This is a genomic window from Micromonospora sp. CA-263727 (assembly GCF_050942455.1).
In the GTDB taxonomy this organism is placed as follows: Bacteria; Actinomycetota; Actinomycetes; order Mycobacteriales; family Micromonosporaceae; genus Micromonospora.
Genome location: NZ_CP192031.1, coordinates 5005904 through 5023648, shown reverse-complemented (window position 1 = coordinate 5023648; position 17745 = coordinate 5005904). Strand labels below are relative to the sequence as shown.

The window sequence follows — 17745 nt, the reverse complement described above, 5'->3', positions numbered from 1 at the left end:
GTCGTTCCCCTTTTGTGTGCCTGTCACCGCTGAGGGCGGGGGTGGTGGGTTCACGCCGGGGCCCCGCTGCGTCGGCCGGAGAGGAACGAGCGGGCGTTCCCCAGGACCGCGCGGAGGCTGGCGGGATCGGTGATGACGGCGAGCAGGAGTACGCCGCCGATGAAGATCTGCTGTACGTCGACCTGGACCCCGGAGAGGGTCAGGCCGACCTCGATGATTCCGAGCGACAGCGCCCCGACGAGCGTGCCGACGATGGAGCCGCGACCGCCGGTCAGCGCGACTCCGCCGATGATGGCGGCGGCGATGCTGGCCAGCAGGACGGTCGACCCTGCGGTGGGGTCTGCGGCGGTCCGTTCCATGGTGTTGATGACTCCGGCCAGAGCCGCGACGAAGCCGGAGAGCATGAAGCCGGTGACGAGTCGCCGGGACACCGGGATCCCCGCGTCGCGGGCCGCCTGACGGTTCCCGCCCACGGCGTAGAACTCCCGCCCGGCCCGGACCTTGGTCACGAAGATCTGTAGACCGATGAAGACCAGGACGAAGATTAGGACCCGGGGGGTGAACGGGCCGATGATCGGTGAGCCGAAGGCGATGCCGGCCTCGATGTCGGCCATCCGCACCGGCTTCTCACCGGAGAGGACGAAGGCGAGGCCGCGGAGCACGAAGAGCATGCCGAGGGTGGCGATGAACGAGTTGATACCGACCCGGACGACGAAGAACGCGTTGACGAGTCCGATCAGGAGCCCGGCGCAGAGCGCGACGACGATGCCGAGGGCGACGTTCGGGATACTCGCCATCACCACGCCGGCCACGGCGAGGGTGCTGGCCACGCTCAGGTCCAGCTCGCCCATGAGGATCACGGCGGTGAGGCCGAGCGCGACCAGACCGATGAGGGCGACCCGGCCCAGGGTGACCGGGTAGGCGGTGAACACCAGCGGCTCGAAGGTGAGGGTGGCGATGACCACCACGGTGAGCAGGGCGATGCCCCGCCACTCGGTGCGCCGGGCCAGTGCCGCGCGCAGCCGGGCCGACCGGTCGGTGGTGGCCGGACCGAGCCTCAGGGTGGGGGTGCCGTTCATCGCCGAGCCGCCTTCCGAGCCAACGTGTCCAGGGAGACGGCGAGCACGATCAGCGCGCCGATGGCCATCTGCTGCCAGCCGAACCCGATGTTCGACAGGACGAGGATGTTCGTCAGCACGCTGACGAAGATGACGCCCAGCAGGGTGCGCAGGACGCTGCCCTTGCCGCCGAAGACGCTGGTACCGCCGATGATGATCGCGGCGAGGGCGCCGAAGTCGAACCCCTGCGCCATCGTGGAGACGGCGGTGTTGGAGAACGCGGCGAGCACGAAGCCCGCCACCATGGCCGACAGTGAGGTGATCAGAAAGGCACCGACCACGACGCGGGAGGTGTCGACGCCGGCGAGCCGGGTCGCGGTCCGGTTCGAGCCGAACGACCGCACCAGGAACCCGAAGTTGGTCCGGCCGAGCAGGAAGGCGAGGAGCGCGGTCATCACCACCAGCACCAGCGCGGAGAGCGGCAGCCCGACGACCTTGACCTGGCCGAGCGCCCGGATCGGGCCGTCGGGAGGACCGAAGAAGATGCTGCCGCCGGAAAGCCATCGCAGGATGCCCAGGCCGACGAAGGTGGTGGAGAGGGTGACGATCACGGCGTTGGCCCGCAGGTAGCCGACGGCCACCCCGTTGACCACGCCGTACACCAGCGCGATCGCCAGCGCGGCGAGGACGGCCGGCCCGAGGCCGGCGGAGTTGCTCACCGCGATCAGGACCACGGCGGCGGTGGCCACCTGGGCGACGACCGACAGGTCGAGATAGTTGCCGCTGATCACCACGAAGGTCATCCCGACCGCGACGATGCCGATCGGCGCGGCCCGGTGGAAGACGTCGGTGATGTTGACGATCGACACGAAGCCGTCGATGAAGAGCGCGGCGAAGGTGACGAGCGCGGCCGTGAAGAGGAAGATGCCCCGCTCGGAGACCCACCGGAGGGTCTGCGCGCCGGTCAACTGGCTGCGGTTCATTCCTTACCCACCATTCCGCCGCCGGCCGCCAGCGACATGACGGATCTCTCGTCGGCCTCGGAGCCGGCGAGCGTCCCGGCGATCCGGCCGTCCCGGATCACGTGGACCACGTCCGAGAGCTCCAGCAGCTCGGGCAGGTCGGAGCTGACGACCAGGACCGCGGTGCCGCGGTCCGCCAGCTCCCGGATCAGCCGGTGGATCTCCGCCTTCGCGCCCACGTCCACCCCTCGGGTGGGCTCGTCGAGGACGATGAGCTTCGGCCGGCGACCCAGCCACTTCGCGATCACGATCTTCTGCTGGTTGCCGCCGCTGTAGTCGCCGGCGTCCTTCCTGATGTCCGGCGGGCGGAGGCCGACGCTGTCCGCGAGGCGCTGGGCGAACGTGTTGATCCGCGACCGGCGCAGCACCCCGCCGGTCGAGAGCCGGCGACGGTTCGGCAGCGCGATGTTCTCCGCGACGGACATCCCTAGGGCCAGGCCGTCGGTGCGGCGTTCCTCCGGGACGTACGCCACGCCGTTGCGGACCGCCGACTGGTAGGTGGAGATCGGTCTGGTGCGGCCGTCGGCGGTGATCGTCACCCGGCCCGCGCTCCGGACGTCCGCGCCGATCATGGCGCGGACCAGTTCGGTCCGGCCGGCGCCGACCAGCCCGCCGAGCCCGACGATCTCGCCGGCCCGGACGTCGAGGTCGACGTCGCGGACGCGGTGGGCCCGGACGCCCCGGGCGGTCAGGACCACCTCACCCGGCCGGCTCTCCCGGCGGATCTGAAGATCCAGCTTGTACTCCCGGCCGACCATCTGGTCGACGAGCGCGGCCGGCGTCGTCTCGCGGATCGGCGTGGTCGCGATCAGGTGTCCGTCGCGCAGCACGGTGACCCGGTCACAGATCCGGAAGATCTCCGGGATGCGGTGCGAGATGTAGACGATGGCGAGCCCGCCCGCGGCGAGACGCTGCAACATCGTCAGCAGGTAGTCGGTCTCGGCGGGCGTCAGCGTGGCGGTCGGCTCGTCCAGGATGAGCACCCGCGGCTTGCGGGCCACCGCGCGGGCGATCTCGACGAACTGGCGCAGCGCGACGGAGAGCCGTCCGACCCGTTCGTCCAGGTCGACGGAGATGCCGATCTCGTCGAGGGCCGCCGCCGCGACACCGCGCAACTGCCGCGCGTTGGTGAAGCCGAGCCGGGTCGGGAAGGCGCCGAGCATGATGTTCTCGGCGGTGGTCAGCTCCGGCACCAGGCTGAGTTCCTGGTGGACCAGGGCGATTCCCGCGTCGAGCGCGGCCCGGGTGCCGCCGGTGAGCGGTCGGCCGTCGACGCGTACCGCGCCCTGGTCCGGGGCCAGGATGCCGGCGAGGATCCGCATCAGGGTCGACTTGCCGGCGCCGTTCTCGCCGACGAGTCCGTAGATCTCGCCCGACCGGACGGCGATGCTCACGCCGTCGACCGCCGTGGCGCCGCCGAATCGTTTGGTGATCGACTCGGCCTCGATGACGACCGGACCCGGTGCCTCGGGTGTGGTCTGGTCAACGGTCATGGTCTCCCTCTTCGCGGCCCTTGTTCGCTGTGGCCAACCGGAGTGCTCTCTCTCACAGAGCGCTGTGCTGGGGAGCGTAAATACCGAGAAAGCGCGTAGGAAGTAGGAGGTGGCGAAGGTTACAGAGCTGTTACATGTGGCCGCGCAGTGAGCTGTGTCGGTTGCTAGCGTAGCCGGTCATTTCCCGATATTGCCGACTCGTCGTCCACTACTAGTGGACACAGAGGGGCAGTCGGTGGGATGAATCGGGCGCGCAGCGTCGGCCGATCAGCCAGCCCGGTATGGCCCGATGGGGCGCTCAGTCGTGCGCGTGGTTACTCTCGCCGCCGCGCGGGTCGTCCTGGATGAACCAGATCGCCCGTACCTCGTCGGCGGTGGCGTTCCAGAAGCGATGCGGGATGTGCGAGTCGAAGGCGATGGAATCACCGGTGTGCAGCACCGTCTGGTCGAAGCCCACCTGCACCGTCAGGGCACCCTGGACCACGATGCCGTACTCCCGGCTGGAATGCCGGATGAAGTCCTTCGGCGGCGGCGTGGCCTGCGGGTTCGGGGGATACACCACCTCGATGAACTCGGCGCCCACCTCGGGTCTCGGGGTCAACCGTTCCCACCGGGTGCCGCCGGTCAGCGCGATGGTGGGGCGGGTGGCGCGACGCAGCACGATGCCGCCGTCGTCCAGCGGCCCGACCGCTGCCGCCGGTGCCCGGCCCGGGGCGCTCGCCGGTGGCTGGTCCGGGCCCGCCGGTGCCTCCTCGAAGAGGCTGTCCATGGAGATGCCCAGCACACTCACCACGTTGTAGAGCGCCCGGACGCTGAACGAGGCCAGGCCCCGCTCGACCTGGGAGACATGGCTGGACGACACGTCCACGCGCCGGGCGAGCTCCCGGACGCTCAGCTTGGCCGCCTCGCGGGCGACCCGGATGCGGTCGCCGACTCGGACCCACTCGGCTGAAGCACCGCTCTCGCCCACGCCGACCTTTCCCAAGCGCTCATTGTCACAGAACACTACCGCCCAGCGAGTGTAGTTGTGAAGCGCGGGACGCTGCGTCCGGGGCGGCGAGGCCATGATCCCCGAATCGGGCAGAATCGGCGGGTGCCCGTCCACCTGATCACCGATCCCGACGACCAGCGGATCGCCGACTACCGCGCGCTGACCGACGTGGAGCTGCGGACCCGCTGGGAGCCGCCGCACGGCCTCTTCATCGCCGAGGGGGAGCTGGTGCTGCGCCGGGCGCTGCGGGCCGGCTACCCGGCCCGGTCGTACCTGGTCGACGCCAAGCGGGTCGACCAGCTCGCCGACCTGGACACCGGCGCCGCCCCGGTGTACGCGGCCACCCCCGACGTGCTGCGCGAGGCCACCGGCTTCCACGTGCACCGGGGCGTGCTCGCCTCGTTCCGGCGTCGGCCGCTGCCCTCCGCCGCCGAGGTGCTGGCCACCGCCCGCCGGGTGGTGATCCTGGAGGACGTGAACAACCACACCAACCTGGGCGCGATTTTCCGGGCGGTCGCCGCGCTCGGGGTGGACGCGGTGCTGCTCTCGCCGACCTGCGCCGACCCGCTCTACCGGCGCAGCGTACGGGTCAGCATGGGTGAGGTCTTCGCCGTGCCGTACGCGAAACTGGAGCCCTGGCCGACGGCGCTGGCGCAGGTGCGGGCCGCCGGCTTCACCGTGCTGGCGATGACCCCGGCACCGGACGCGGTCCCCATCCAGCGGCTCGACCCGGCCCAGCGGGCCCGCGCCGCGCTGCTCCTCGGCGCCGAGGGCGCCGGACTGACCCCGGCGGCCATGGCGGCCAGCGACGTCCGGGTGGTGATCCCGATGCGGCGCGGCGTCGACTCGCTCAACGTCGCCGCCGCCACCGCCGTGGCCTGCTGGGAGCTGGGGCGCGACGATCCGGGGTAGCCCGGCCCGTTGGTCGAGGTTCGCAATGACCTGCGGGTACCGTGTCGCCCGTGTTTCCCACCGTCCGTGAGGTCCTTGCCCTGGACCCGGTCCGCCACGGCGCCCCGCGCCTGGTCGCCGGGGAGACCGGGCTGGACCGTCCGGTGCGCTGGGTGCACGTCGCCGAGGTGCCGGACATCGCCACCCTGCTCGGCGGCGGCGAGCTGGTGCTCACCACCGGCATCGGGTTGCCCGGCGACGACGCCGGGCTGCGGGCCTTCATCGGCGACCTGGCCGGCGTCGGCGTCTCCGGGCTGGTGGTCGAGCTGGGCCGCCGCTACCTGACCGGGGTGCCGCGGGTGATGGCCGCCGCCGCCGAGCGGCACGGTTTGCCGCTGGTGGAGCTGCGCCGGGCGGCCCCGTTCGTCCGGATCACCGAGGCGGTGCACGCGCTGATCGTGGACGCCCAGCTCACCGAGTTGCGCGCCACCGAGGAGATCCACCAGCGGTTCACCGAGCTCTCCGTGGAGGGCGCCGACCCAGGGGAGGTGGTCCGGCAGGCCGCCGAGCTGTCCGGCTGCCCGGTGGTGCTGGAGAACCTGGCCCGCCAGGTGCTCGCGTACGACCCGGCGGGGGAGAACGCGGAGTTGCTGCTCGACGGCTGGGAGCAGCACTCCCGGCGGATCCGGCCGGCCGGCCGCACCGCGTACGACCCGGACAGCGGCTGGCTGGTGACCATGGTCGGTGCCCGGGGCGAGGACTGGGGCCGGCTGCTGCTGCGCTGGCCCGCCGCAGGTGACCTGAGCCCGGTGCGCTGGCCCGCCGGAAGTGACCCGCCGGTGCGCTGGCCCGATGCCGCCGAGCCGCCGCCGGTGGTGCGCTCGCTCGATGGCGGCGGCCCGGCGCGGGTGGCGCGCCGGCCCGACGGCGGTGACCCGGGCCCGGCCCGGCCGGCCTCGGCGGGGCCGCCGACCCGGCTGACCATCCTGGTCGAGCGGGCCGCCTCGACCCTGGCGCTGGGCCGGCTGATCCGCCGTGATGCCGAGGGGCTGGAACGGCAGATCCACCGCACCCTGCTCACCGCGCTGCTGGACCGCTCCCGGCCGGTGGACGAGGTGGCGCTGCGGGCCCGGGCGCTGGGGCTGGTGCTGGAGCGCCGTCACCTGGTCGGGGTGGTGGTCCGGCACCGGGCCGACGACCCGGAGAGCGGGCCGGCCGCCGAGCCCGGTGTCGGCGGCGATTCCGGGCCGGCCGGCGGCGACCCCGGGCCGGCCCGGCTGCGGGACCTCGCCGAGGCGGTGGGGCAGGCGCTGCACGAGGCGAACGTGACCGGGCTGACCAGCGCCGTCGACGACCACGCGGTCGGCGTGCTGCTGGCACTCCCCGGCGCGGCGGCAGAGGAACGGGCGTTGAACGCCTTCGCCGCCGCACTGCGCCGGACCCGTCCCGAGTCCCGGCAGCCTGACCCGGCATCGGGCCGGTCGGCCGGCGGTGCGCGGGGATCCGAGCCGGGCCGGTCGGCCGGCGGGCTGATCATCGCGGCCGGGTCCGGGGTGGGCAGCCTACGGGAGGCGGGACGGTCGCTGATCGAGGCCCGCCAGGTCGCCGAGGCGGCCCGCCGGGACCGGCGGGACCTGCCGATCTTCCGGCTGCCGCACGTCGGGCTCGCCGGCCTGCTGCACCTGCTGCGCGACGAGCCGCGCCTACAGACCTTCGTCGAGCGGGAGCTGGGGGCGCTGCTGGCGTACGACGCCCGGCATCCGCGTGAGCAGCTGCTCGGCACCCTGCGCGCGTACCTTGAGCAGGGCCGGAACAAGTCGGCGGCGGCTGCCGAGGCGCACCTGTCCCGGCCGGCCTTCTACGAGCGGCTGGCCCGCATCGGCCGCATCCTCGACGTCGACCTCGACTCCGTCGACGCCTGCCTCTCCCTCCACGTAGCCCTCCTCGCCCTAGACGCCATCCGCACCCCCTAACCACTGCCCACCCCCACTCCCCACCCCACGCGCGCCCCCACCCCCCGTCCGCGCCGATCATGCAGTTGTGGTGCCTCACAAAAGCCATATAGGGGCGCATCACGCCCACCACAAGTCCATGATCGTTGGGGCGGGGCGGGGCGGGGCGGGGCGGGGCGGGGCGGGGCGGGGCGGGGCGGGGCGTTAGGTGGTGAGGGAGTGTAGGGCCTTGGTGTAGGTGGGTGGGACGTAGTTGGGGCCGCCGCCGGGGGTGAAGGCGTCGGAGGTGGCGGCGGTGGACCAGGCGGGGTCGGGGACGGCGGCGACCAGGGCGCGGACGACCGGAGCGTCCCGCCAGTCGGGCTGCTCGGCGAGCAGGCTCAGCGCCACCACCGACTCCTCCACCTCGCCGACGCACTCGAACGGCTTGTGCCCGTCCACGCCGAGCAGCTCCCGGTAGCCGGGAATCTGGGTGGAGTCGGCGAGCAGGTCGCCGCCGAAGATGTGGGTGATCCGCTCGCGGGGCATGAACGGGGCCAGGGCCAGGAAGACGAACCGGCACTTGGGGCAGTCCCGGCACCACCGCTCGCTGGCGTCGCGGAGCTTGAATGCCGCGTTGCAACTGGTCACCACGTCGTCGTAGCGGTCGATGGTGGCGAAGAGCCGGGCGATGTGCAGCTCCGACAGCGGGCGCAGCAGGGAGAAGTACGGCTCGGTGAGCCCGCCGTGCTCCGCGAGGGCGGCCCGCAGCAGCCCCTCGGCCTCCACTCCCTTGGACCACTGGTGGTTGATCTCGTGGCCGTTCCAGATCAGGTTCGGGTCGGAGGCCGAGCGCTCGTTCGACATCACCACCGGGCCGAGCCCGTGCAGCACCGCGGTGGCGACCGCGATCAGCGAGTTGATCGCGGTGACCGGGATGTGCCCGTTGCGGGCACCGGCCGCGTTCAGCTCGAACAGCACCGGGTCGATGCGCCGCCGGGCGGCGAGCGGGGCGAGCCCGGAGGCCGCGTTCACCGCGTTGATCACGTGGTTCGGGTTGACCGAGAAGGGCACCGGGTCGAGGCCGGCCCGGCGCAGCGCCTCCAGGCTGACGATCGAGTCCTTGCCGCCGCCGACCGCCGAGAGCGGGCGACGGCCGGAGTTGTCGTACTCGCTGGCGGGCCTGACCCGGCCGGCCGGGACCTGCGGGGTCAGTTCCAGCACGTGCGGCAGCTGGTTGCGGTACGCGTACTCGGCGAGGCCCCGGGTGTAGACGGCCGTGACGAACTCGGCGGCGGCCGGGCCGAGCGGCGCCGGCAGCACCAGCTGCCCCGGCGCGGCGGTCTTGTAGTAGCTGACCCCGGCCACGACGTGCAGCAGCTCCAGCACCCGGCCGAGGGCGGCCACGGCGGCGTCCGAGGGCGACTCCTCGGGCACCGGCAGCGTGATCACCTCGGTGAACCGCTGCTCGCCGTCGGGACCGGTCAGGGCGTAGTCGAACAACACCTCCCCGGTGGAGAGGTCGAAGGAGTAGGACGGGAAGGTGAAGGCGTCCATCCGCCGGAGCTGCGTCTTGGGCACACGCCATACTAGGCCCTGGTTCGTCCGGCCGTGTCCGGCTCCGCCGGACCGCGCCCGTGCCCTGCCGTCGCCGCACCCGAGGAGAACCTGTGCGCCTGTCTGACCTGCGCGGACGTACCGTGGCCGTCTGGGGGGCCGGCCGGGAGGGGCGAGCCGCGGTGATCGCGATCGCCGCGCACGGCCCGGCCGACCTCGTCGCGGTCGACGACAGCGCCAACTTCCTTTCGCTGCCCTGGGACGGGCCGCTGGCCGAGGCCGCTCCGCTGGTCACCGGCGAGGAGGGCTTCGAGCGGTTGGCCGCCGCCGACGTGGTGGTCCGCTCGCCGGGCGTGCCGCAGACCCATCCGTGGCTGGTGGAGCTGCGCCGCCGGGGCGCCACGGTCACCCAGGGCACCTCGCTCTGGATGGCCGACCACGGGGACCGCACCGTCGGGGTGACCGGCAGCAAGGGCAAGAGCACCACGTCGAGCCTGATCAGCCATCTGCTGGCCGCGGTGGACCGGCCGAACGTCTTCGGCGGCAACATCGGGGTGCCAACGCTCGACCTGCCCGAGGCCGAGCTGTACGTGCTGGAGCTCTCCAGCTACCAGTGCAGCGACCTGACCGACTCGCCCCGGGTCGCGGTCGTCACCGCGCTCTTTCCCGAGCACCTGGACGCGCACGGCGGCGAGCGGGAGTACTACCGGGACAAGCTCAACCTGCTCGCGTACGGCCCGCGCACGGTGGTCGTCAACGGCGCCGACCCACGGCTGGCGTTCGAGCTGGGCGACCGGGCGGCGGTACGCGCCGGCACCGCCGACTCGGTGAACGTGGCCGCCGGGCCGGACGGCACGCCCTGGTTCCACCGGGTCGACCGGCCACTCTTCCCCCGGGCGGTGCTGCCGCTGGTCGGCCGGCACAACGAGGGCAACCTCTGCGTGGCCCTCGCGGTGCTCGACGCGCTCGGCGTGGACCTGGTCGACCGCAAGGACACGCTGGCCGTGGCGGTCGCCGGATTCCAGGGGCTGGCCCACCGGCTGACCGAGATCGCCGACCCGTCCGGCCTGACCTTCGTCGACGACACCCTCGCCACCAGCCCGTACGCGGCCATGCACGCCATCGACGCGTACGACGGGCGGCCGTTGACCGTGATCGTCGGCGGCAACGACCGGGGCGTCGACTACACCCCGCTGCGTGATCACCTGGCCGAACGGGAACTCACCGTGATCGGCATCCCGGACAGCGGCCCCCGCATCGTCGGGGTGCTGGACGGGCTGCCGAAGGTGCGCACCGAACTGGTCGACGACCTGACCGACGCCGTGCAGCTGGCCCGACGGGTCACCCCGGCCGGTGGCGTGGTGCTGCTCTCGCCGGCAGCCCCGAGCTACGGCCGCTTCCGCAACTTCGAGCACCGCTCCGAGGTCTTCGCCGAGGCCGTCCGCAGCACCGCCCCCGCCTGACGGAAAGCCCGGCCCTCGGCGAGGGCGGCGTGCAGGGCGCGCATCGAGCGGAGGGCCGAGCGGATCTCCTGGAGGTAGCGGCCGGGGGTGAGGGTCGGCTCCGGCAGCCGGGTCAGGTCGGGCAGCGCGGGGTCGACGCCGACCGTCTCGATCTCGCAGCCGTACGGCACGGCGAGGGTGCGCAGCGCGTCGCAGTGCTGGAACGGCACGTAGATCGGCGCGGTGACCAGCAACACCGGCTCGCCGGCCGTGAGCCGGGCGTGCCCGGCCCAGAACCGCTGGGTGTCGGCGGTGTGCGCGCGACGCCGCTCGGGTTCGCTCGACGGGGCGGCCAGCACGTGCAGCGGAGGCCGCCCGGCCGGGCGGTAGGTCCGGGACGACCAGGAGTGGTGCGGGTGGCCGGCGTCCAGGCCGTCCTCGTCGTCCGGCGCACCGAGCCCGAACGTGCGCCGGACCGCCGCGTCGAGCACGTCGACCTCGGTGTCGCAGCCGGTCACACCGGCGTCGGCGAGCGTGTGCCGTTCCCGATCCGAGAGCGGCCGGTAGCTGCCCAGCAGCACCACCTCGCCGGTGACCTTGATGCCGCGGAGCAGGTGCGCGGCGTACGCCGTGCGGCGCAGGCAGGCGTGGGCCAGCCCGCCCAGCACCACCAGGTGCGCGTACCCGGCGCGGGCCGGTGGTTGCGGCCGGACCAGGCCGAGCGCGCCCGCGGCGGCGTGCACCTGCGCCACGGTGCGCGGGTCGAGGTCGGGTTCCCGGGCCTCGGGTCGTTCCCGGCCGGCCCGGAAGTCCCAGTGCCGGGCGGAGAACTCGTCCAACCCGGCCAGCACCGCACCGAGGTCGCCGGCCGGCCAACGGCCGCCGAAGCAGGCCACCAACTCCCGCAGCCACCCGCTGCCGACCCAGCGGGCGATGCCGTCGCGGATCGCGTCGACGCCGCCGGGCGCGGTGTTCGGCAACGGTACGACGGGGACCGGCGGTGCGGTGGTCGGCGGCGGTCCGGCCGGGCCGGTGACGTCCGGTGGTGCGGCGGGCGGTGGCGCGCTCGGACCGGGGGACCCGGGCGGTGGGACGGGACGCTCGGGCACGGCTCGGATCGTACCGGCCGCCGGCCCGGCGCGGGCCGGACCGCGCCGGCAGGTCGTCGTGGTCGCTCCGTGGCCGGTGGGTCGTACCCTGACGGCAGCGGAGACAGGAGGTGGTCGATGGTCCAGCCGCTGCGTCGAGTACGGAAGGACCGGCTCGGCCCCCCGGTCGGCTTCGTCCGGTTGATGGCACACACCGACCCGATCGCGTTGATCGGCATCGCGCTGTCGATCTCGCTCTCCGTCACGCTCGACCTGACCGGCGCGGCTAGCGGGGTGGAGTCGCTGCTGGCCGGTCTGATGGGCATCACGATCTCGCTGCTGGTGGATTCGCTGGCCCGTGCCGAGCGCCGGTTCCACCTGCGGACGCTGCTGGCCGGTCCGCCCTGGCTGGTGCAGGCCGTCCCGGAGCTGGCCGCCGCCGCCCAGGAGGCGGTCGATCGCCACCCGGGTACCCGGGTGGCCGAGGAGGCCCAGCGCCGGTTCGAGCGCCTCCAGGCCGACCTCGCCCACCTGCGGCAGGGACGCGTCGTCCGGCCCGGCACCGACTACCAGGACATGCTCGCCGCGACCCGGGACTGCGTACGCGAGTTGCAGGGGCTGACCAACGTGCTGCCCCGGCTCGACTGGTGGCGCAGCGACATCGGCCGCCAGTACTGGGCGGAGAACCTGGCGGCGCTGGCCCGTGGGGTGCGGATCACCCGGATCTTCACCTACACCGAGCGCACCGACGAGCTGGCGGAACTGGTGGCGACGCAGCGCCGGGCGGGGGTGCGGGTGGGTCTGCTGCCCACCGTCGCGGTCCCCGCCGACCTGCACGTCAACCTGATCCGCTGGGACGGCACGGCCTGCTGGACGGCCGGGATGAGCGCGCACGGGGTGATCAACGAGAACCGGTTCTCGGTCAACGCCGCCGACGTGGCCCGGGCCGGCGACACCTTCCAGGCGTGCGCCGCGCTGGCGACCTTCGACACCTGACCGGCGTCGCCCGTGACCGCGCACGGCGTGCTGCTGGTGACCGCGGTCGTCTGGGCGGTGACCCTGATCCGTCCGGTGCGCTGGCGGGCCTTTGTCGCCGGCCTCCCGCTGCCGATGACGGCGGCGCTGCTGGTCACCGGCTACCGGGTGGACGGCGCACAGGTCGTCGGGGTGATCGGGCTCAACCTGTTCTTCGGCGTCGTGGCGTTGACGCACCACCGGCTGTGCTGGCCGATCCTGCTGGCCGACCTGGCCGGCATCGGCGGCTACCTGGCGCTCGCGGTGGCGCTGCGCCCGGTCGCCCTGCCGTTCGTACCCATCCTGGCCGGCACCGTGGCGCTCTGGCTGCTCGCCGTGCTGGTGCTGCGCCGCCGCTTCACCGGGCGCGACCCGACGCCGGCCGCCGACGGTCCGCAGCGCGCGCCGGGCTGGTTGCCGGCGGCGGGCCGGCTCCTGCTGATCCTCACCGGAGCGGTGCTGACCGGGCTGCTCGGCCAACTCCTGCGCGGGCTGGTGGTGACCTTCCCGTACGCCGGGGTGCTGGTGGCGGTCGAGGTGCGACGGGAACTGCCGGTGTTCTGCCGGCACTTCGCCCGCAACAGTCTCGCCCTGGTCGGCTTCCTCGCCGGGGTCCACCTGGGCCAGGACGTCTCCGTCGGGATCGGCCTCGCGACCGGCTGGGCGGGCTTCGCCCTGGTCTCGGCGGCACTGCACCTGCCCGTCGGCTGGCGCGGCGAGCATTGACGTTCTGTCAACGCAGGCGCACCCTCGCCCGACACGTTGACACTTGTTTGGGCAGCGACGGTGGTGAAAGCGTGCGGGGTACCGCGAACCGAAGGGTGCGACGATGACCTCCGACGACCTGCTGGCCCGGCACCGGGCCGTGCTCCCGTCCTGGATGCCGCTCTACTACGCCGAGCCGATCGAACTCGTCTCCGGCGCGGGCCGCCGGGTCACCGACGCGCAGGGCCGCACCTACCTGGACTTCTTCGGCGGGGTGCTGACCAACATGATCGGCTACGACATCGCCGAGATCCGCGAGGCGGTGCAACGGCAGCTGGCCACCGGGATCGTGCACACCTCGACGCTCTACCTGATCCGCCAGCAGGTCGAGCTGGCCGAGAAGGTGGCCCGGCTCTCCGGCATCCCGGACGCCCGGGTCTTCTTCACCAACTCCGGCACCGAGGCGAACGAGGCGGCGCTGCTGGTGGCCACCAACTACCGCCGCTCGCACCAGATCCTCGCGGTCCGCAACAGCTACCACGGCCGGTCGTACGCGGCGATGGGCATCACCGGCAACCGCAGCTGGTCGGCGAGCGCGCTCAGCCCGCTCCAGGTGGCCTGGCTGCACTCCGGCGAGCGGCTCCGCGGCCTGCTCGCCCGGCTCGGCGCCGACGAGCAGGTCGACGCGGCGGTGGAGGACCTGCGCGAGGTGCTGGCCACCCAGACCGCCGGCGAGGTGGCCTGCCTGATCGCCGAGCCGATCCAGGGCGTCGGCGGTTTCGTGCACCCACCGGACGGCCTCTTCGCCGCCTGGAAGAAGGTGCTCGACGAGTCCGGCATCCTGTTCATCTCCGACGAGGTGCAGACCGGCTGGGGGCGGACCGGCGAGCACTTCTGGGGCTACCAGGCGCACGGCGTCACCCCGGACCTGCTCACCTTCGCCAAGGGCATCGGCAACGGGTTCGCCCTGGCCGGCGTCGTCGGCCGGGCCGACGTGCTGGAGTCGGTGCCGGCGATCAGCTTCTCCACCTTCGGCGGCAACCCGATCTCCACCGCCGCCGGCAACGCCGTCCTGGACTACCTGCTCGACCACGACCTGCAGGCGAACGCGGCCCGCACCGGCGCGATCCTCGCCGACGGCCTGCGCGCCGCCGTGGCCGGGCTCGACTGCGTCGCCGAGGTACGCGGCAAGGGCCTGATGCTCGGCGTCGAGTTCGTCCGGCCGGGCACCGCCGAACCCGACCCGGCGCTGACCACCCGCGTCTTCGAGGCGTGCCGGGCCGGCGGCCTGCTCGCCGGCAAGGGCGGCCTGTACGGCAACGTGCTGCGGATGGGCCCGCCGCTGACCCTGACCGAGGAGGAGGCCCGGGAGGGCCTGGCCATCCTGGTCGACGCGATCCGCTCCTGCGCAACCGAGGTGATCTGACGTGATCGGGCATTTTGTGGACGGCAAGCGGGTCAGCGGCACCTCCGGGCGGCACGGGGACGTCTTCGATCCGGCCACCGGCCGGCGTACCGGTGAGGTGGAGCTGGCCTCGGCCGCGGATGTCGCGGCTGCGGTGGAGGCCGCCGAGCGCGCGGCGCGTGGCTGGCGGGACGCGTCGCTGGCGAGGCGGACGGCGGTGCTGTTCGCCTTCCGCGAGCTGGTGCACGCCCGCCGCGACCAGCTCGCCGAGGTGATCACCGCCGAGCACGGCAAGGTGCTCGCCGACGCTGCCGGCGAGGTGCAGCGCGGGCTGGAGGTCATCGAGTACGCCTGCGGCATCCCCTCGGCGCTGCGCGGCGGCTTCAGCGAGAACGTCTCCACCGAGGTCGACTCGTACAGCCTGCGGCAGCCGCTCGGGGTGGTCGCGGTGATCAGCCCGTTCAACTTCCCGGTGATGGTGCCGCTCTGGTTCGTCCCGGTGGCGGTGGCCGCCGGCAACGCCGTGGTGCTCAAGCCGAGCGAGAAGGACCCGAGCGCAGCGCTGCTGCTGGCCGAGTGGTTCGCCGAGGCGGGCCTGCCCGACGGGGTGCTGAACGTGGTGAACGGCGACAAGGAGGCGGTCGACGCGTTGCTGGAGCACCCGGCGGTGAAGGCGGTCTCGTTCGTCGGCTCCACGCCGGTCGCCCGGTACGTCTACCAGCGCGGCACGATGGCCGGCAAGCGGGTGCAGGCGCTCGGCGGGGCGAAGAACCACATGGTGGTGCTCCCCGACGCCGACCTGGATCTGGCCGCCGACGCGGCGGTCAACGCCGGGTTCGGCTCGGCGGGGGAGCGGTGCATGGCGATCTCGGCGCTGGTCGCTGTCGAGCCGGTCGCCGACGAGCTGGTGGCCCGGATCGCGCAGCGGGTGGCCGGGCTGCGCACCGGCGACGGGCGGCGCGGCTGCGACATGGGTCCGCTGGTCACCGCCGCACACGCGGCCCGGGTGCGCGGGTACGTCGAGGCGGGGGTGGCCGCCGGCGCGCTGCCGGTGGTGGACGGCCGCGGCGTGCGGCCGGATGGCGACCCGGAGGGGTTCTGGCTCGGCCCGACCCTCTTCGACCACGTCACCCCGGAGATGTCGATCTACACCGACGAGATCTTCGGACCGGTGCTCTCGGTGCTCCGGGTCGGCTCGTACGACGAGGCGGTGGCGCTGGTCAACGCCAGCCCGTACGGCAACGGCACGGCGATCTTCACCAACGACGGTGGGGCCGCCCGGCGCTTCCAGCACGAGGCGGAGGTCGGCATGGTCGGCGTCAACGTGCCGATCCCGGTGCCGATGGCCTACTACTCGTTCGGCGGCTGGAAGTCGTCGCTCTTCGGCGACCTGCACGCGCACGGCGCCGACGGTGTCGCGTTCTTCACCCGGGGCAAGGTGGTCACCAGCCGGTGGCTGGATCCGCGCCACGGCGGGGTCAACCTCGGCTTCCCCACCCAGACCTGAGCACGCGCAGGGTGCCCGCCCCGGCCAGGTACGCCAGCAGCGCCGCGACGGGCAGCCCGAGCGGCTCGGGCGCCGTTTTCGCGGTCGCGCTGTTGGCCGCCATGGCGAACACGACGGCGGCGAAGCCGGCGACGGTCAGCACGCCACGGACACCCGCCCACCGGCCGGCCGGCCGCCCGTCTCCCCGCGGGCGGCCGGTCCCGCCGTGCCCTCCTGCGGGACCCCGGCCGGCGTGCTCCGGCCGGCGGTTCGCGATGGACCGGCCGGTGCGGGCCTCGATCGGGCCGAAGACAGCGACCAGCCCGGCCAGCACCACGGCCAGCATCAGCACCCAGGGCAGCCGCCAGGCCAGCCAGGCCGCCGAGCCGGCTGCCGGGGTGGGTAGCACGCCAAGCCCGTTGAGCGCGCCCACCAGCAGCACCACCGCGCTCAGCTGCCAGAGGAAGACGGTCAGCACCACCGAGTTGACGGCGATCACCGCCTGCCAGGGGCGGCTGCGGCGCAGCCAGCGCTCGGCCCGCTCGCGCAGCAGCAGGATCACCCCGAGCTGGGCGGTGGCCACGGCGAGCAGCGCCACGCTCGGCGGGGCGGCGTTGGCCAGCCGCTCGCCGGGCAGACTGATCATGTTGACCGGGTAGGGGCCGGGCCCGGTGAGCAGCACGGCCACGGTGAGCCCAGCGGCGACCATCGTGAGGGCCGCCGGGCGGGACATGGGCAGGCAGCGGGTGCGGATCCCGGCACGGCCACCGGCCGGAGTGCGGTCGGGAGGGCGGTGGCCCTGCCGGGCGTCGTGCCGGCGGCGGTCGTGTCGGCAGTCGCCCTGGCGGGCGTCGTACCAGGCGAAGCCGAGCTGGTGGATGGCGAGCCAACCGAGCAGGTAGTTGGGCAGGGCCACCCAGTCCGGGCCGAGCCCGCGGCCCAGGTCGCCGACGGCCACCAGGAGCGCCAGGGCCACCGGCGCCGCCAGCCCGAAGCGGCGGTGCAGCGCGTACATCGGCGGGGTCAGCGGCACCACCGCGAAGTAGGCGGCGAGGAACCAGAGCGGGATGGTGGCGAACCAGACGACGGTCCGGACCATGCTCGGATCGACGCCGGCCAGCCGGCCGACGAACGCCCCGCCGGCGAGCACCAGCACCAGCGCGGTGGTCGGGCGCAGCAACCGGGCACTGCGGCCGAGCAGCCAGCCGGTCGCGTCGCCGCCCCGGCGGCGATGCGCGGCGAGCGAGGCGGCATTGGCGTACCCACCGACCAGAAAGAACAGCGGCATGACCTGTACGGCCCAGGTCAGCGGATAGGCCCAGGGAATTTCGGGCAGCGCCGAGTGGCCGTCGGGCTGGCCGCGATCGTTGTGGTAGATGGTGGCGATCGTCCAGTGGCCGAGGACGACCATGATGATGGCCAGCCCCCGGAGCAGGTCAAGGTAGCGTTCGCGGTCGGCCGGAGTCCGTGCGGCGAGTCGGGCCAGACGGCGCATGGCCCGAGCGTATGTCAACGGCGGTGGCGGCCGGGCTGATAACGGCGCTCACCTCTGGCATCGACGGGCGAAGGAACCACCCAGTCGTGAATCGACCAGGACCTCGGATTGGTCCACGGCCGCCCGTCGACGCGAAAACATTTACCAGAGACAATGCGGAGATGTGC

Annotated in this window: 14 protein-coding genes; 7 read left to right on the top strand and 7 right to left on the bottom strand. The window is 73.3% G+C overall.

What is annotated here, in order from left to right:
* Nucleotides 1-50: 50 nt before the first annotated feature.
* The 4 genes from ACQPYA_RS21910 to ACQPYA_RS21895 all read right to left on the bottom strand — a co-directional run bounded on the left by ACQPYA_RS21910 (nt 51) and on the right by ACQPYA_RS21895 (nt 4558).
* A complete protein-coding gene (locus tag ACQPYA_RS21910; protein WP_433528967.1) occupies nt 51-1079 on the bottom strand; it encodes an ABC transporter permease in 1029 nt (342 codons plus the stop codon).
* The gene (locus tag ACQPYA_RS21905; RefSeq protein WP_433528966.1) at nt 1076-2041 is read right to left on the bottom strand and encodes an ABC transporter permease; all 966 of its coding nucleotides are present in this window, start codon (nt 2039-2041) and stop codon (nt 1076-1078) included. The genes ACQPYA_RS21910 and ACQPYA_RS21905 overlap by 4 nt, the downstream gene beginning before the upstream one ends.
* A complete protein-coding gene (locus ACQPYA_RS21900; RefSeq protein ID WP_433528965.1) occupies nt 2038-3573 on the bottom strand; it encodes a sugar ABC transporter ATP-binding protein in 1536 nt (511 codons plus the stop codon). Before ACQPYA_RS21900 ends, ACQPYA_RS21905 begins: the two co-directional genes overlap by 4 nt.
* 298 nt (nt 3574-3871) lie before the next feature.
* Complete coding sequence (locus tag ACQPYA_RS21895; RefSeq protein ID WP_433528964.1) at nt 3872-4558, bottom strand: helix-turn-helix domain-containing protein; 687 nt, start codon at nt 4556-4558, stop codon at nt 3872-3874.
* A gap of 42 nt (nt 4559-4600) precedes the next feature.
* Here ACQPYA_RS21895 and ACQPYA_RS21890 point away from each other — a divergent pair, with 42 nt between their 5' ends.
* Together ACQPYA_RS21890 and ACQPYA_RS21885 are read left to right on the top strand one after the other, a co-directional pair.
* Nucleotides 4601-5476 carry a TrmH family RNA methyltransferase gene (locus ACQPYA_RS21890; RefSeq protein ID WP_433528963.1) on the top strand — a complete coding sequence of 292 codons (876 nt, stop codon included), beginning with the start codon at nt 4601-4603 and terminating at the stop codon, nt 5474-5476.
* 41 nt (nt 5477-5517) lie between these two features.
* A complete protein-coding gene (locus ACQPYA_RS21885; protein ID WP_433528962.1) occupies nt 5518-7428 on the top strand; it encodes a PucR family transcriptional regulator in 1911 nt (636 codons plus the stop codon).
* Between the two features lie 183 nt (nt 7429-7611).
* On the opposite strand, the gene ACQPYA_RS21880 is transcribed toward ACQPYA_RS21885, so the two are convergent.
* Nucleotides 7612-8967 (bottom strand): hypothetical protein, encoded by a 1356-nt coding sequence (locus tag ACQPYA_RS21880; protein ID WP_433528961.1) that lies wholly within the window; start codon nt 8965-8967, stop codon nt 7612-7614.
* An 89-nt stretch (nt 8968-9056) separates the two neighbouring features.
* Between ACQPYA_RS21880 and murD the strand changes: the two genes are divergently transcribed.
* Nucleotides 9057-10406: a UDP-N-acetylmuramoyl-L-alanine--D-glutamate ligase gene (gene murD / locus ACQPYA_RS21875; RefSeq protein WP_433528960.1), complete on the top strand. Its 1350-nt coding sequence runs from the start codon at nt 9057-9059 to the stop codon at nt 10404-10406.
* Here the strand turns inward: murD and ACQPYA_RS21870 are convergent.
* Entirely contained in the window at nt 10331-11494 is a 1164-nt protein-coding gene (locus ACQPYA_RS21870; protein WP_433528959.1) for a hypothetical protein, read from the bottom strand. The genes murD and ACQPYA_RS21870 overlap by 76 nt on opposite strands.
* A 117-nt stretch (nt 11495-11611) precedes the next feature.
* On the opposite strand from ACQPYA_RS21870, the gene ACQPYA_RS21865 reads away from it, so the two are divergent.
* The 4 genes from ACQPYA_RS21865 to ACQPYA_RS21850 all read left to right on the top strand — a co-directional run bounded on the left by ACQPYA_RS21865 (nt 11612) and on the right by ACQPYA_RS21850 (nt 16104).
* Complete coding sequence (locus tag ACQPYA_RS21865) at nt 11612-12469, top strand: hypothetical protein (protein ID WP_433528958.1); 858 nt, start codon at nt 11612-11614, stop codon at nt 12467-12469.
* A gap of 12 nt (nt 12470-12481) precedes the next feature.
* Nucleotides 12482-13213 (top strand): hypothetical protein, encoded by a 732-nt coding sequence (locus ACQPYA_RS21860; protein ID WP_433528957.1) that lies wholly within the window; start codon nt 12482-12484, stop codon nt 13211-13213.
* Nucleotides 13214-13316: 103 nt separating this feature from the next.
* Entirely contained in the window at nt 13317-14618 is a 1302-nt protein-coding gene (locus ACQPYA_RS21855) for an aspartate aminotransferase family protein (protein ID WP_433528956.1), read from the top strand.
* Nucleotide 14619: 1 nt separating this feature from the next.
* Entirely contained in the window at nt 14620-16104 is a 1485-nt protein-coding gene (locus tag ACQPYA_RS21850) for a CoA-acylating methylmalonate-semialdehyde dehydrogenase (protein WP_433528955.1), read from the top strand.
* Here ACQPYA_RS21850 and ACQPYA_RS21845 read toward each other — a convergent pair.
* A complete protein-coding gene (locus ACQPYA_RS21845; protein WP_433528954.1) occupies nt 16076-17578 on the bottom strand; it encodes an acyltransferase family protein in 1503 nt (500 codons plus the stop codon). The two genes, ACQPYA_RS21850 and ACQPYA_RS21845, sit on opposite strands and share 29 nt — an antisense overlap.
* Nucleotides 17579-17745 lie beyond the last annotated feature (167 nt).

Coding starts and splice junctions, on each gene's coding strand:
- ACQPYA_RS21910 (WP_433528967.1), bottom strand. CDS start 1,079: ATGAACGGCACCCCCACCCTGAGGCTCGGTCCGGCCACCACCGACCGG.
- ACQPYA_RS21905 (WP_433528966.1), bottom strand. CDS start 2,041: ATGAACCGCAGCCAGTTGACCGGCGCGCAGACCCTCCGGTGGGTCTCC.
- ACQPYA_RS21900 (WP_433528965.1), bottom strand. CDS start 3,573: ATGACCGTTGACCAGACCACACCCGAGGCACCGGGTCCGGTCGTCATC.
- ACQPYA_RS21865 (WP_433528958.1), top strand. CDS start 11,612: ATGGTCCAGCCGCTGCGTCGAGTACGGAAGGACCGGCTCGGCCCCCCG.
- ACQPYA_RS21855 (WP_433528956.1), top strand. CDS start 13,317: ATGACCTCCGACGACCTGCTGGCCCGGCACCGGGCCGTGCTCCCGTCC.
- ACQPYA_RS21845 (WP_433528954.1), bottom strand. CDS start 17,578: ATGCGCCGTCTGGCCCGACTCGCCGCACGGACTCCGGCCGACCGCGAA.